This is a genomic window from Actinoplanes awajinensis subsp. mycoplanecinus (assembly GCF_001509495.1).
Taxonomy (GTDB): domain Bacteria; phylum Actinomycetota; class Actinomycetes; order Mycobacteriales; family Micromonosporaceae; genus Actinoplanes; species Actinoplanes palleronii.
This window is the reverse complement of record NZ_LLZH01000085.1, coordinates 68637-82717: the sequence shown is the minus strand read 5'-3', so window position 1 is coordinate 82717 and position 14081 is coordinate 68637. Positions and strand designations below refer to the sequence as shown.

11 protein-coding genes are annotated in these 14081 nt (G+C 70.0%); 4 read left to right on the top strand and 7 right to left on the bottom strand.

Annotated elements, in window-relative coordinates:
* Positions 1 to 24: 24 nt before the first annotated feature.
* From ADL15_RS12250 to ADL15_RS12235, 4 genes are all read right to left on the bottom strand, one after another.
* Complete coding sequence (locus ADL15_RS12250) at positions 25 to 1461, bottom strand: cell division protein PerM (RefSeq protein ID WP_067688597.1); 1437 nt, start codon at positions 1459 to 1461, stop codon at positions 25 to 27.
* A gap of 109 nt (positions 1462 to 1570) precedes the next feature.
* Positions 1571 to 2455, bottom strand: coding sequence for a succinate--CoA ligase subunit alpha (sucD, locus tag ADL15_RS12245; protein WP_067688594.1), 885 nt, complete (start codon positions 2453 to 2455; stop codon positions 1571 to 1573).
* Positions 2456 to 2459: 4 nt separating this feature from the next.
* Positions 2460 to 3638: an ADP-forming succinate--CoA ligase subunit beta gene (gene sucC / locus ADL15_RS12240; RefSeq protein ID WP_067688591.1), complete on the bottom strand. Its 1179-nt coding sequence runs from the start codon at positions 3636 to 3638 to the stop codon at positions 2460 to 2462.
* Between the two features lie 518 nt (positions 3639 to 4156).
* Positions 4157 to 4561 carry a cobalamin B12-binding domain-containing protein gene (locus tag ADL15_RS12235; protein ID WP_067688588.1) on the bottom strand — a complete coding sequence of 135 codons (405 nt, stop codon included), beginning with the start codon at positions 4559 to 4561 and terminating at the stop codon, positions 4157 to 4159.
* A 391-nt stretch (positions 4562 to 4952) separates the two neighbouring features.
* Between ADL15_RS12235 and ADL15_RS12230 the strand changes: the two genes are divergently transcribed.
* Both ADL15_RS12230 and ADL15_RS12225 read left to right on the top strand, forming a co-directional pair.
* Complete coding sequence (locus ADL15_RS12230) at positions 4953 to 5708, top strand: M23 family metallopeptidase (protein ID WP_067688585.1); 756 nt, start codon at positions 4953 to 4955, stop codon at positions 5706 to 5708.
* A gap of 118 nt (positions 5709 to 5826) precedes the next feature.
* Positions 5827 to 6669, top strand: a complete 843-nt coding sequence (locus tag ADL15_RS12225) for a M23 family metallopeptidase (protein WP_232344042.1) — start codon at positions 5827 to 5829, stop codon at positions 6667 to 6669.
* Here the strand turns inward: ADL15_RS12225 and pcrA are convergent.
* Complete coding sequence (gene pcrA, locus ADL15_RS12220) at positions 6666 to 9179, bottom strand: DNA helicase PcrA (protein WP_157441333.1); 2514 nt, start codon at positions 9177 to 9179, stop codon at positions 6666 to 6668. The two genes, ADL15_RS12225 and pcrA, sit on opposite strands and share 4 nt — an antisense overlap.
* Positions 9180 to 9350: 171 nt before the next feature.
* On the opposite strand from pcrA, the gene ADL15_RS12215 reads away from it, so the two are divergent.
* Complete coding sequence (locus ADL15_RS12215; protein WP_067688579.1) at positions 9351 to 11192, top strand: bifunctional metallophosphatase/5'-nucleotidase; 1842 nt, start codon at positions 9351 to 9353, stop codon at positions 11190 to 11192.
* 296 nt (positions 11193 to 11488) lie between these two features.
* Positions 11489 to 11803 carry a chorismate mutase gene (locus tag ADL15_RS12210; protein WP_067689076.1) on the top strand — a complete coding sequence of 105 codons (315 nt, stop codon included), beginning with the start codon at positions 11489 to 11491 and terminating at the stop codon, positions 11801 to 11803.
* A 263-nt stretch (positions 11804 to 12066) separates the two neighbouring features.
* Here ADL15_RS12210 and ADL15_RS12205 read toward each other — a convergent pair whose 3' ends face one another.
* Complete coding sequence (locus ADL15_RS12205) at positions 12067 to 13074, bottom strand: ABC transporter ATP-binding protein (RefSeq protein ID WP_067688576.1); 1008 nt, start codon at positions 13072 to 13074, stop codon at positions 12067 to 12069.
* Positions 13067 to 14077 carry an ABC transporter ATP-binding protein gene (locus tag ADL15_RS12200; protein WP_067688573.1) on the bottom strand — a complete coding sequence of 337 codons (1011 nt, stop codon included), beginning with the start codon at positions 14075 to 14077 and terminating at the stop codon, positions 13067 to 13069. Before ADL15_RS12200 ends, ADL15_RS12205 begins: the two co-directional genes overlap by 8 nt.
* Between the last annotated feature and the right edge of the window lie 4 nt (positions 14078 to 14081).

Below are 14081 nucleotides of genomic sequence, written 5' to 3'. Positions count from 1 at the left end.
CCCAGGTCAACCGAAATCGGGCGGTTACTTGCGTGCGCCGGCCCGGCGGGGCGCGTTGAAGGCCCGCGCGGCGGCCGCGCCACCGAGCACCGAGACCGCGGCGACGATCGCGGCGACCACGCCCACCTGCACCGCGGCCGGCCCGATCTCCGCCAGCCGGCCACCGCCGACCGGTCCGCCGGAGCACCAGGCGAGCGCGGCCATCACCAGCCCGGTCACCGGCCCGGCCAGCAGGCTCGCGCCGAACAGCAGCGACCAGGCCGGCTCCGGCGCGTCCGCTCCCGAGCCCTCGCCCGGCCGCCAGGCGTGTGCGCGGCCGTACCGCAGCCGCTGGGTGAGGCCCCAGCCGGCCACCCCGCCGGCGATCACCGGGAGCAGCAGGAGCAGGCCACCGGCCGAGCCCATCGGACCGTTCGGCAGGCCGGCCAGCAGCGGCACGGTGGGCAGGTCACCGACCGACACCTCGGTCAGCCGGATCGCCGAGCCGGTGCCCAGCGCGAAGCCCGGCCCGAGCAGGTAGGCGGCGGCCCAGATCGCGGCGTTCGCCGCGTAGGCCACGCTGATCAGGGTGATCCCGGCCTGGCCGGCCACCCCGGTGTGATAGGCCGAGATGATCTTCGCGGCGTCACCGCCGCCGAGCGCGATCGACAGCCCGCCGACCGCGGCGCCCGCGCCGACCATCAGGAACGCCGCGACCGTGCCGGTCCGGACACCGTGTCGCAGCGCGGGCGGCACCCGCCGGGCCAGCGTGGTGACCGCGTCGCTGCCGCGCAGCGCGCCGATCAGGGCGCCGAACAGACCGAGGACCAGGAAATGCAGCGCGGCGCGGGTGGTGGAGACGTGGGTGCCGCGGCCGTCGACCAGGTGCGCGGTCACGGCGCCGACCATGGCATACGACAATCCGACGCTCACCGTCACCAGCGCCGCCGAGCGGATCGAACCGGAGCGCCGGGCCCCGATCGCCCTGGTCACGTGCAGCCCGGCCCGGTTCAGCCGGCCCAGCACCAGCACAGTGAGCAGCAGCGGCGCCAGCCCGAGCGACCCGATCGAGGTGCCGATCGGCACACCGTGGCCGAGCAGCCAGGCGGCCGCACCGGCGTGCATCGCCCCGGCCAGTCCACCGGCGCCCTCCAGCGTGCGGGCCAGCCCGAGCACCGCGGCGACCGGAAGATACGTCAGCAGCGCCGCCCAGAGCGTCGCGAAGAGCACCGCCACCGGCAGAGGCGCGCCCCGCCGCTCGGACGGCCGGCGCTGGGTGGGCACCCGGACCGTCTCGTGCCGGGCCAGCATCGCCTCGTCGACGACGATGGTGTCCCGGTTCTCCGCCGCCTCGGCGGCGTCGGTTGCCGCGCGCTCCGCGGAGACGTCGAGCGCCTCGGTGTCTCGCACGACAGACTTCAGCGCCTCGGCGACCGCGAACGGGTCCTCCGAGCCGCCGGGACGGTCGGTTGTGCTGGGCATCGCGACTACCTTGTCACGCCGTGGCGCTCACGGCGATGCAGAAACAGCGGCGCGCCGCTCTTTACTGCGAGGCAGAAAGAGCGGCGCACCATCTCGTACAGATTTCCGGTCAGCTGCTCATGACCTCGCGCATGAGCTGAGCGGTCTCGCTCGGCGTCTTGCCGACCTTGACGCCGGCCGCCTCGAGCGCCGACTTCTTCGCGTCGGCGGTGCCGGCCGAACCGGAGATGATCGCGCCGGCGTGACCCATGGTCTTGCCGGGCGGTGCGGTGAAGCCGGCGATGTAACCGATCACCGGCTTGGTGACGTGCTCCTTGATGAACTCGGCGGCCCGCTCCTCGGCGTCGCCACCGATCTCACCGATCATCACGATCGCGTCGGTGTCCGGGTCCTCCTGGAAGGCCCGCAGCGCGTCGATGTGGGTGGTGCCGATGATCGGGTCGCCACCGATGCCCACCGCGGTCGAGAAGCCGAACTCGCGCAGCTCGTACATGAGCTGGTAGGTCAGCGTGCCGCTCTTGCTGACCAGGCCGATCCGGCCCTGCGGGGTGATGTCGGCCGGGATGATGCCGGCGTTCGAGGCGCCCGGTGACGCGATGCCCGGGCAGTTCGGGCCGATGATCCGGGTCTTCTCACCCTTGGACACGTTGTACGACCAGAACGCCGCCGAGTCCTGCACCGGCACGCCCTCGGTGATCACGATGGCCAGCGGGATCTCGGCGTCGATCGCCTCGAGCACGGCGGCCTTGGTGAACGCCGGCGGCACGAAGACGACCGACACGTCGGCGCCCGTCTCCTTGATCGCCTCGGCGACCGTGGCGAACACCGGAAGCTCGGTGCCGTCGAAGTCCACCTTGGTGCCGGCCTTGCGCGGGTTCACGCCGCCGACCACCTGGGTGCCCGCGGCGAGCATCCGCTTGGTGTGCTTGGAGCCCTCACCACCGGTGATGCCCTGGACGATGACCTTGGAGTCCTTGGTGAGCCAGATAGCCATTAGTTCACTTCCCCGCAGCCGCGAGCTCGGCGGCCTTCTCGGCCGCTCCGTCCATCGTGTCGACCCGCGTGACGAGCGGGTTGTTGGCGCCGTCGAGGATGGCGCGGCCGGCCTCGGCGTTGTTGCCGTCGAGACGTACGACGAGCGGCTTGGTGACCGTCTCGCCGCGCTCGGCGAGCAGCTCGAGGGCCTGGATGATGCCGTTGGCCACCGCGTCACAGGCGGTGATGCCGCCGAAGACGTTCACGAAGACCGACTTCACGGACGGGTCGCCGAGGACGATCTCGAGGCCGTTCGCCATCACCTGGGCGCTCGCGCCGCCGCCGATGTCGAGGAAGTTGGCCGGCTTGACGTTGCCGTGCCGCTCACCGGCGTACGCGACCACGTCGAGGGTCGACATGACCAGGCCCGCGCCGTTGCCGATGATGCCGACCTCGCCGTCGAGCTTGACGTAGTTGAGGTTCTTGGCCTTGGCCGCCTGCTCGATCGGGTCGACCGCGGACTTGTCCTCGAGCGCCTCGTGGTCGGGGTGCCGGAAGCCGGCGTTCTCGTCCAGCGTGACCTTGGCGTCCAGCGCCAGCACCCGGCCGTCGCCGACCTTGGCCAGCGGGTTGACCTCGACCAGCAGGGCGTCCTCGGCGACGAACGCCTGCCACAGCTTCACCGCGATGTCGACGACCTGGTCGGCGACGTCGGCCGGGAACTTGGCGAGGGTGACGATCTCCCGCGCCTTGGCCTCGTCCACGCCCTTGCTGGCGTCGATGGCGACCTTGGCGACCCGGTCCGGGTCGGTCTCGGCGACCGTCTCGATCTCCATACCGCCGGCGACGCTGGCGATGCAGAGGAACGTGCGGTTGGCCCGGTCCAGCAGGTAGGAGAAGTAGTACTCCTCCTTGATGTCGGCCGTCTCGGCCAGCATCACCTTGTGGACCGTGTGGCCCTTGATGTCCATGCCCAGGATGTCGGTCGCCCGGGCCTCGGCCTCGTCGGCGCCGTCCGCCAGCTTGACGCCGCCGGCCTTGCCGCGGCCGCCGACCTTTACCTGCGCCTTGACGACAACCTTGCCGCCCAGCCGCTCGGCGATAGCCCGGGCTTCCTGCGGGGTCTCGGCAACGCCGCCGCCCAGCACGGGCAGCCCGTGCCGTTCGAACAGGTCGCGCCCCTGATACTCGAACAGGTCCACGTGTCTCCTTTCGCTCGCGACGCCAAGCGCCGGCAAGCCGCACCGTTGCGTCCCGACCTGTTGTGTGCGCGGCGCGTCGCAGCGGCGCCGCCAGCGTGAGGATCGTTCGGCCATCTGACAGGTCGTCGTAGAGAAGCATCCCGCCGAATGGCCTTCATCCGCAGACTAGCGACCGAATCGGGCTCCGTGCCCGCGCGGGTACACGGTGTGCAAGACCGCACACTGGAGGGACGAAATCGCAGCTCCGGGACGGTAGGGACAACAGTGCCCGGAGCGACCTGGGCGACCCCGTGCCGATCTTCCGGAGGGCCCGCGGAGAACTGGGCGGAAAAAGTCACGCGAGCGCACGTAACCCACCGGAGAAGGGCGTCGTTGAGTGTGATGTCAGCGGCCTGCTCACCCGGGCCCGCGGATGAGAGCGGCCGATGCCCTGTCGGTCGAGGGGTGGCGGCGGGGCATCGCGCATAGAGAGGCCGGACGTGTGAGGGGTGCGTCCGGCCTCTCCCTATGCGAACTGCTCACGCCACTTGGGTGACTACATTCGCGCGAACCCATTCGATGATGGACCCGGTAGTAGCACCCGGCGTAAATACCTTGGCTACGCCGAGTGATTCCAATTCCGCGATGTCGCCCTCCGGAATGATGCCGCCACCGAATACCACGATGTCGGTCGCCTCGCGTTCGGCCAGCAGTTGCAGCACCCGGCGGAACAGCGTCATGTGCGCGCCGGAGAGAACCGACAGGCCCACGGCGTCGGCGTCTTCCTGAATCGCCGTCTCGACGATCTGCTCGGGCGTCTGGTGCAGCCCGGTGTAGACGACCTCCATGCCGGCGTCGCGCAGCGCCCTGGCCACCACCTTGGCGCCCCGGTCGTGCCCGTCCAGCCCGGGCTTCGCCACCACGACCCTGATCCGTGCTTGCATGCTGACCCCTCTAGAGCTCCAGGACCTCGACGTCCAGGCCACCTGAACGAACGGTAACCTGCCGCGGCCGGGGCCGGGTAGCACCCCGCACCAGGACACGGCCAGGGAATGGTTACCCCGGTCACATCACTTTCCGTTCCTAAAGCAATTACGCAACGTTGCTATTTACCACGAGCAAAAAGGTAGCCAATTCGGACAATAGCTGATCAATACCGGCGTGTAACTGTCATGAAATTGGCGCTGCGACTTGTGAGCGGGCTGCCGTTTCGTTACCGTGGCCACGGCTGTCGCACAGGTTCACCCCCCAGCGACCGCCCGGACAGCACTCGTTAACTCGCTTACGGCGGGCTTTCGCGTCTGCCGCCGCAATGCCACTGACGGAGGATCCTTCGTGCGCCAGCGCTTGTCGTCTGAGCCCGATCGCTATCGCGGTCGACGTCGCGTACCGACACCTCCGCGCAGCCGCTACGCCGCCGTCGTCACCTCCGCCTTCGTCGGCGCCGGCGTGGTCGCCCTCGGCGCCGCGTCGAACCTCCCGGACCACAAGACGGTCAACCCGGACGTCCTGTCGAGCCTGGACAAGTCCTCCCAGGTCGCCACGGACGCGCTGCAGAGCCGCTCGGACGACGCGACCCGCGCCTCCCGCGGCGAGGCCCGGGACAGCACCACCAAGGCCGGCACCAAGCTCAACCAGGAGGAAGCGGCCTCCGAGGTCTACCTCCTGCCGCTCGACGACTACGAGTTCACCTCCGCGTTCGGGGTCCGGTTCGGCAAGCTGCACGCCGGCATCGACTTGGCCGCCCCGGACGGCACGCCCTACAAGGCGGTGCACGCCGGCACGGTCACCGCGGCCGGCTACAACGGCGGCTACGGCTACTCGATCACGATCCAGCAGGACGACGGCACCGAGATGATCTACGCGCACTCCCGGCGGCTGCTGGTGAAAAAGGGCGACGTGGTGAAGGCCGGGCAGGTCGTCGGCGAGGTCGGGAACACCGGGTACTCGTACGGAACGCACCTGCACCTGGAAGTGCACGTCGACGGCAAGCCGGTCGACCCGATCACCTTCCTCCGCGGTCACCAGGTCGACATCCAGCTCCAGATGGAGTCGCCGTACGCGAGCCTGGCCGCAGCCGCCGCTTCCTGATCGCAACCCCTCCGGTTGCGGGTCGGTTGAACCGGCCGCATCTCCCTCAGCGCTCCCCGCATCGGGGCCGACAGAACCGTGACAGCACAGATCACGGTCGTCGGGAGGAGCATCTCGCGTGGGGCAGACTTGGGCAGCGGAGATCAACGGACCGTCGTCCGCAGCGCGTGACAACGGCCGGCACCGTCAGGAACGCCTCCACCGGCACCGCGCCCCGCTCTTCCCGGCTCTCTTCGCCAGCCGCAGCCGCTCCGCCCTCTCCCTCACCGCGCTGACCGCCACCCTGGCCACCGGCATCGGGATGGCCGGCGCCGCCGCCGCGGCCACACCCGCCGACCACGCCTCCAGTCGCGGGCACACCGCCGCGCACGCCGCCGCCACCTGGCCGATCGTCCCGCCGCTCGGTGACGACGCGCCCGCCAAGGCACACCCCCGGCAGTACGGCACCGACGACGGCGCCGGCGCCGGCGCCGGCCCGGCCTCGGCAGACCCGGTGAAGCTCCGCAAGAAGCCGATCGCGGCCCGGACCGCCGCGATGCCGGCCGCCGCCGGCGACTGGGTGCACCCGCTGCCGTCGGCCCGGGTCACCTCCTGCTTCGGCCAGCGCTGGGGACGCCTGCACGCCGGTGTCGACCTGGCCGCCCCGAACGGCACCCCGATCGTGGCCGCCGGCGCGGGCGTGGTGGTCCGGGCCGGTGAGGCACAGGGGTACGGCAACGCGGTGCTGATCGACCACGGCAACGGCTGGCTCACCCACTACGGCCACATGTCGCGGATCGCGGTCACCGTCGGCGAGGTGGTCAGCGCCGGGCAGCAGATCGGCGACGAGGGCTCGACCGGGCACTCGACCGGCCCCCACCTGCACTTCGAGGTGCACCAGGGGCACTACAAGAACCCGGTCGAGCCGACCGCGTGGATGCACGAGCACGGGGTGGACATCCCGGGCTGCGGCGCCCTCTAGATCTTTTCGATCGGGGCGTGCCGCAGGATCAGCCACATCACCTGGTCACCGAAGTCGATCTGGGCGCGGGCGCTCGGCCCCTGCCCCTCGACCACGACGACCCGGCCCAGACCGTACCTCTGGTGGTTGACCCGATCGCCGGCCTCGACCTTCGGCGTGGACTTGAGGTCGCTGGCGGTCGCCAGCTTGCTGGCGTCGATCCCGAGGCGCTCGGCGATCTTCTGCGCCTTAGGGGTGCCACCGGCGAACCCGCCGCCGCGCTGCCGGTCGCCACCACCGCGGCCGCCGACCCCGCCACCGGTGCCGGACCACGACGTGTACGACGCGCCGGTCCGCTCCCAGCGCACCAGCTCGGGCGGCAGCTCGTCGGTGAACCGGGACGGCGGATTGTATTGCGGCTGGCCCCACGCCGAGCGGGTCACCGCCCGGGAGAGGTAGAGCCGCTCCCGGGCTCGGGTGATCCCGACATACGCCAGCCGGCGCTCCTCCTCCAGCTCGGAGTTGTCGCCGAGCGCCCGCATGTGCGGGAACACGCCGTCCTCCAGCCCGGTCAGGAACACCACCGGGAACTCCAGGCCCTTCGCGGTGTGCAGGGTCATCAGCGTGACCACGCCCTGGTGATCGGGGTCGTCGCTGGGGATCTGGTCGGCGTCCGCGACCAGCGCCACCTGCTCCAGGAACCCGGCCAGGCTCGCCACCGGCGCCTCCGGATCAAAATCCTCGTCCGGCTCGCTGGGCGCGGCGGCCAGCGACTCCACCCGTTCGGTGTACTCCCGGGCGACGCTGACCAGCTCCTGGAGGTTTTCCACCCGGCCCTGGTCCTGCGGGTCGAGGCTCTCCTCCAGCTCGCTGAGCAGGCCGGAACGCTGCAGCAGCGCCTCCAGCACCTCCTCCGGCGGGGCGGTCAGGGCCAGCTCCCGCAGGTCGTCGAGGAGCTGGACGAAGTCGGTGATGCTGTTGACCGCCCGGGTGGAGATGCCGGGCGCGCCCTTGGCGTGCCGCAACGCCTGGCCGAACGAGATCCGGTCCCGGTTCGACAGGGCCTCGACACAGGCCTCGGCGCGGTCACCGATCCCGCGTTTCGGGGTGTTCAGCACCCGGCGGGTGCTGACCGTGTCGTCCTCGTTCACGATCGCGCGGAGGTAGGCCAGCGCGTCGCGGACCTCCTTGCGCTCGTAGAAGCGCACCCCGCCGACCACCTTGTAGGGCAGGCCGACCCGGATGAACACCTCCTCGAACACCCGGGACTGCGCGTTGGTGCGGTAGAAGACGGCCACGTCGCCGGCCCGGACCTGGTGCCGGTCGGAGAGCCGGTCGATCTCCCGGGCCACCCAGTCGGCCTCGGCGTGCTCGGTGTCGGCGACATACCCGACGATCTGCTCACCGGCGCCCTGGTCGCTCCAGAGCCTTTTCGGCTTGCGGGAGGTGTTCCGGTCGATCACCGCGTTGGCCGCGGAGAGGATGGTCTGGGTGGAGCGGTAGTTCTGCTCCAGCAGGATGGTCCGGGCGTCCGGGTAGTCGCGCTCGAACTCCAGGATGTTGCGGATCGTGGCGCCGCGGAACGCGTAGATCGACTGGTCGGCGTCACCGACCACGCACAGCTCGGACGGCTCGACCTCGCCACCGGGCACGCCGACCAGCTCGCGGATCAACGTGTACTGGGCGTGGTTGGTGTCCTGGTACTCGTCGACCATCACGTGCCGGAACCGTCGCCGGTATGCCTCAGCGATCATCGGGTGCGACTGGAACAGGTGCACCACCGACATGATGATGTCGTCGAAGTCCAGCGCGTGCGCCTCGCGCAGGCGGCGCTGATAAAGCTCGTACGCCTCGGCGACGGCCCGTTCGTTCGGGCCCTTGGCGGCGGCCTTGAACTCCTCCGGGTCGGTCAGCTCGTTCTTCAGGTTCGACACCTGGGCGGCCAGGCCGCGAGCCGTGTAGCGCTTCGGGTCGAGGTCGAGCTCGCGGGCGACCATCTGCATCAGCCGGCGCGAGTCGTCCGCGTCGTAGATCGAGAAGGTGCTCTTCAGCCCGGCGTGCTCGTGCTCGGCGCGCAGGATCCGGACGCAGGCCGAGTGGAACGTCGACACCCACATCAGCCGGGCGCGCGGGCCGACCAGGTCGGCGACCCGCTCCTTCATCTCGCCGGCCGCCTTGTTGGTGAACGTGATCGCGATGATCTCGCCGGGATGCACGTTCCGCTCGGCCAGCAGGTAGGCGATCCGGTGGGTGAGCACCCGGGTCTTGCCCGAGCCGGCGCCGGCCACGATCAGCAGCGGCGAGCCGGCGTGTGTCACGGCGTCGCGCTGCGGGCCGTTCAGCCCCTCGAGCAGCTCGGCGGGGTCGGCACGCCGGTGCACCCGCGGCGCCGCGCGGGCCACCGGTGGGGCGGGCGGCGCCACCGGAGGAGTCGCCCGGGCCGGCGGACCGGCCGGTGCCGGCGGGTCCGGCGGAGCCTCGGCGGGCAGCGCGAACAGGGCGTCGTCGGAAGGTTCAAAGGAAGGTCGCATCGCGGGAGCCAGTGTATGCCGACCCCCCGACAGGAAAACGCACCCGACCGGCCCGTCCATCGGCGTCCGGCAATCGACTTGTCACCTCGAAGTGGTGGCGCCGACGCGGGCGATCCACCAGGCTGATCAGGTTGCCTGAACATCCACTCAAGACCGGGGGGATTGACCATAATGACTTCTCCGCTACGGCGGCGCCTCGCGGTGCCGGCCGTCACGCTGGCCGTCGCCGGCGTGTTCTCCGCCGTACCCGCAGCCCAGTCCGCGGCCGCCGCGCCGCCCGCCGAGTTCACCCCGGTGAGCGCGTCCTACGGCGCGCCGCAGGGCGCCTCGGTGGTCAAGGGCCAGTTCCTCAGCTACAACGACTTCCACGGCGCGATCGACCCACCGACCGGCAGCGGCGCGGTGGTCAACGCGAGCGGCACGAGCACCCCGGCCGGCGGGGTGGAATACCTCGCGACCTACCTGAAGAAGCTGCGCGCCGAGGCGGCGGCCGAGGGCCGGTCCACCACCACGGTCGGCGCCGGTGACCTGATCGGCGCGACCCCGCTGGTCAGTGCCGCGTTCCACGACGAGCCCACGATCGAGCTGATGAACACGGTCGGCCTGCAGGTCAGCTCGGTGGGCAACCACGAGTTCGACGAGGGTGTCGACGAGCTGATCCGGATCCAGCGCGGCGGGTGCCACCCGGTCGACGGCTGCCAGGACGGCGACGGCTTCGGCGGGGCGAAGTTCAGCTACCTCGCCGCCAACACGATCAACAACAAGACCGGGCTGCCGATCCTGCCGCCGGTCGACATCAAGTACGTCAAGGGCGTCCCGGTCGGCTTCATCGGCATGACCCTGGAGGGCACGGCCGGCATCGTCAACCCGGCCGGCATCAAGAACGTGCACTTCACCGACGAGGTGGAGACCGCCAACCGGTGGAGCAAGATCCTCAAGGTGTTCGGGGTCAAGGCCCAGGTGCTGCTGCTGCACGAGGGCGGCGCGCAGGGCACGGCCACGCCCACACCGGGTGTCTCCGACTGCACCGGCTTCACCGGTCCGATCGTGCCGATCGTGGCCGGCCTGAACCCGGAGATCGGCCTGGTCGTTTCCGGTCACACGCACCGGTTCTACTCCTGCAAGCTGCCGAACAAAACCGGTCAGGACACCGTGGTGACGAGTGCCGGGACCAACGGCCAGTTGATCACCGACATCGACTACTCGGTGGACAAGCGCTCCGGCCGGTTCACCGAGATCACCGCGAAGAACGTGATCGTGGAGAACGGCGTCGCGGACGGCAACGGCGGCTGGAAGAAGGACGCGGCCGGTGTCTACCTGAAGAACCCGGACACCGTCGACCCGGCCGCGAAGAAGGTGGCCGACAAGTACCGCACCGCTGTCGCCCCGATCGCCAACAAGATCGTCGGCAGCATCAGCGGCGACATCGTGCGCACCAACAACGCCGCCGGCGAGAGCCCGCTCGGCGACGTGATCGCGGACGCCCAGCTCAAGTACACCGCGGGCGCCGGAGCGCAGCTCGCCCTGATGAACCCGGGCGGCATCCGCGCCGACCTGGACGCCGACCAGTCCTCCGGCGGCGAGGCCTACGGCCAGGTCACCTACGGCGAGGCGTTCACCGTCCAGCCGTTCAACAACCTGGTGGTCACACAGACGCTGACCGGCGCGCAGCTCAAGAGCGTGCTGGAGCAGCAGTTCGCCGGCTTCAACGGCCAGACCTCGACGAAGATCCTGCAGGTCTCGGCCGGCCTGACCTACACCTGGACCGCCTCGGCCGCGCTCGGCTCCAAGATCAGCAACCTCTCGCTGAACGGCGTCGCCATCGACCCCGCCACCAGCTACCTGGTCACCACGAACGACTTCCTGGCCAACGGCGGCGACGGTTTCAGCGTCCTCGCGCAGGGCACCGGCCGGGTCACCGCTCCGGGCTTCGACGTCGACGCGCTGACCGCTCTCCTCGGCGCCGGCACCGTCGCACCGGGTCCGGCCAACCGGATCACCACGGCCCCCTGACCGTCCGGGCTTTCTCTTTTCTCGTACGAGGGAAAGCCCGGACTCCTGCCCCGCCTCGCATCCCAACGTTCGGGCGGTTTCCTTGCGGCTCGGTCCGCGAGCGGGGCATACTCGGCTCGTGATCCAGCGTGCGCGATTTTTTTACTACGGCCCCGGAAGTCCGGCAGCCGTAGGTCGCCACTGATCCACCGACCTACTTCAAGCCCCGGGCTTCTCACAGCCCGGGGCTTGTCGTCTTCCCGGGCTGGGTTGTCCGGGCCCCAGCACCCGAGGAGCACGACGTGACCGCCGACGTGATGGACCCGTCCACCAACCCTGACCCCTCCGACGCCGGGATGGACCAGACCACCGGCGCGGGCAAGCCCCTAGCCGCCAACGAGATCCTCGGCATGCGCGAGCGGATCGACGAGATCGACCAGGCCCTCATCGACCTCTGGCTGGAACGCTCCCGGCTCTCCCAGGCCGTCGGCAAGACCCGGATGGCCTCCGGCGGAACCCGCCTGGTCCTGGCCCGTGAACGCGAGATCGTCGACCGTTTCCGCGCGGCCCTCGGCCCGGACGGCACCCAGGTCGCCCTGCTCCTGCTCCGCTCCGGCCGCGGCCCGCTGTAATCCCGGAGTGTGTGAAGTTTCGGCGCGCTCCGCACCCAAACTCCACACACGGGTTTTCCGTGACCACCCACGGGCGTCGCCCCGGAGGGCTTTGCGTTTTGGACGCGTAGCGGCCAGCGAAGCCCGCAGGGGTCCCGGCGGGAGCGACGATCCGGACCACAGCGGACGCACGACAAAAAGCTCTTGAATTTGATCTTGGAAAACGTCGCGGACATGGTGAAGGCCGGGTCGGATCGCTCCGGCCCGGCCTTGCTGCCCGTGGGTCAGCGACCTCGCACTACGTCGCGGATCTCCGCGAAGTGGCACGCGCTGGGGTGCGGGGAACGCTCCCGGATCTGCAGCAGAGGCTCCTGCTGAGCGCAGACCTCGGTGGCCTTCCAGCACCGGGTGCGGAAACGGCAACCCGACGGCGGGTTCGCCGGTGACGGGACGTCGCCCTCCAGGACGATCTGGTCACGGTGACCGCGCAGGCGCGGGTCCGGGACCGGTACGGCGGAGAGCAGCGCCTGCGTGTACGGGTGCGTGGGCTGCTCGTAGATCGCCTGGTCGTGACCGGTCTCGATGACCTTGCCGAGGTACATCACGGCGACCCGGTTGGAGATGTGCCGGACCACCGACAGGTCGTGCGCGATGAAGATGTACGACAGGCCGAACTCTTTCTGCAGCCGCTCCAGCAGGTTGATCACCTGGGCCTGGATGGACACGTCGAGCGCCGACACCGGCTCGTCACAGACGATGATCTCGGGCTTGAGCGCGAGCGCACGGGCGATGCCGATGCGCTGACGCTGGCCGCCGGAGAACTGGTGCGGGTACCGGTTGATGTGGTCGGGGTTGAGACCGACCGTGTCCAACAGGTCCTGCACCGCGCGCTGCCGGCCCTCCTTCGGGACGACCTCCGGGTGGATCGCGAACGGCTCCCCGATGATGTCGCCGACCGTCATGCGCGGGTTCAGCGACGTGTACGGGTCCTGCAGCACCATCTGGATGTTGCGGCGGGCCCGGCGCAGGGCCGAACCCCGCAGCTTGACCATGTCCTGACCGCGGACGTTGATCGAGCCGGCGGTCGGCTTCTCCAAGCCGACGAGCAGCTTGGCCAGGGTCGACTTGCCGCAGCCGGACTCGCCGACCACGCCGAGCGTCTCGCCCCGGTGCAGCTGGAGGTCGACACCGTCGACGGCGCGGACCGCGCCGACCTTGCTCTTCAGCAGGATGCCCTGGGTGATCGGGAAGTGCTTGACCAGACCTTTGGTCTCGAGGACTACGTCACTCACCGATGACCTCCCGGAAGAAGTGGCAACGGGCCGTGCGGTTCGGTGCGACGGCGTACGCCGGCGGCGCCGGGTCCTGCCGGCAGGCGTCCCGGGCGTAGCGGCAGCGCGGGTTGAACGCGCAGCCCTTCGGGACGTCGGTCAGCAGCGGCGGCAGGCCCTGGATGACGCTGAGCTGCTGCCCCTTCATGTCGAGCCGGGGGATCGACTCGAGAAGTGCCTTGGTGTACGGGTGCGCCGGGCGGGCGTAGATGTCGTAGATGCCCGCCTCTTCGACGACCTTGCCCGCGTACATGACCGAGATCCGGTCGGCCACGTCCGCGACCACGCCCATGTCGTGCGTGATCAGGATGAGGCCCATGTTGCGCTGCTGCTGCAGGTCGGCGAGCAGGCCCATGATCTGCGCCTGCACCGTGACGTCGAGAGCCGTGGTCGGCTCGTCGGCGATCAGCACCTCCGGGTCGAGCGCCAGCGCCATGGCGATCATGACGCGCTGCCGCATACCACCCGAGAACTGGTGCGGGTAGTCGTCGACGCGGGTCCGGGCCGCCGGGATCTTCACCTGCTCGAGCAGGTCGATCGAGCGCTTCTTGGCATCCGCACGGGACATTCCGCGGTGTTTGCGGAACAGCTCGCCGAGCTGGAAACCGACCGTGTAGACCGGGTTCAGCGAGGAGAGCGCGTCCTGGAAAATCATCGCGATCCGGTTGGCCCGGACCTTGCGACGCTTCTCCTCGGTCAGCTTCAGCAGGTCGACACCGCGGTAGCGGATCTCGCCCTGCGTGACGTAACCGGGCGGCGTGTCCAGAATGCCCATGATCGCCTGCGCGGTCACCGACTTGCCACAGCCGGACTCACCCAGGATGGCGAGGGTCTCGCCCGGGGCGAGCCGGAAGTTGGCGCCGTTGACGGCCTTGGCCACGCCGTACTGTGTGCGGAACTCGACGTGCAGGTTCGTCACGTCGAGCAGGGGTGCGCGCGGGTCGATGCCCGGTAGGACATCCATTTGC

Coding starts and splice junctions, on each gene's coding strand:
- ADL15_RS12210 (WP_067689076.1), top strand. CDS start 11,489: ATGGACCCGTCCACCAACCCTGACCCCTCCGACGCCGGGATGGACCAG.
- pcrA (WP_157441333.1), bottom strand. CDS start 9,179: ATGCGACCTTCCTTTGAACCTTCCGACGACGCCCTGTTCGCGCTGCCC.
- ADL15_RS12235 (WP_067688588.1), bottom strand. CDS start 4,561: ATGCAAGCACGGATCAGGGTCGTGGTGGCGAAGCCCGGGCTGGACGGG.
- ADL15_RS12250 (WP_067688597.1), bottom strand. CDS start 1,461: ATGCCCAGCACAACCGACCGTCCCGGCGGCTCGGAGGACCCGTTCGCG.
- ADL15_RS12215 (WP_067688579.1), top strand. CDS start 9,351: ATGACTTCTCCGCTACGGCGGCGCCTCGCGGTGCCGGCCGTCACGCTG.
- sucD (WP_067688594.1), bottom strand. CDS start 2,455: ATGGCTATCTGGCTCACCAAGGACTCCAAGGTCATCGTCCAGGGCATC.
- ADL15_RS12200 (WP_067688573.1), bottom strand. CDS start 14,077: ATGGATGTCCTACCGGGCATCGACCCGCGCGCACCCCTGCTCGACGTG.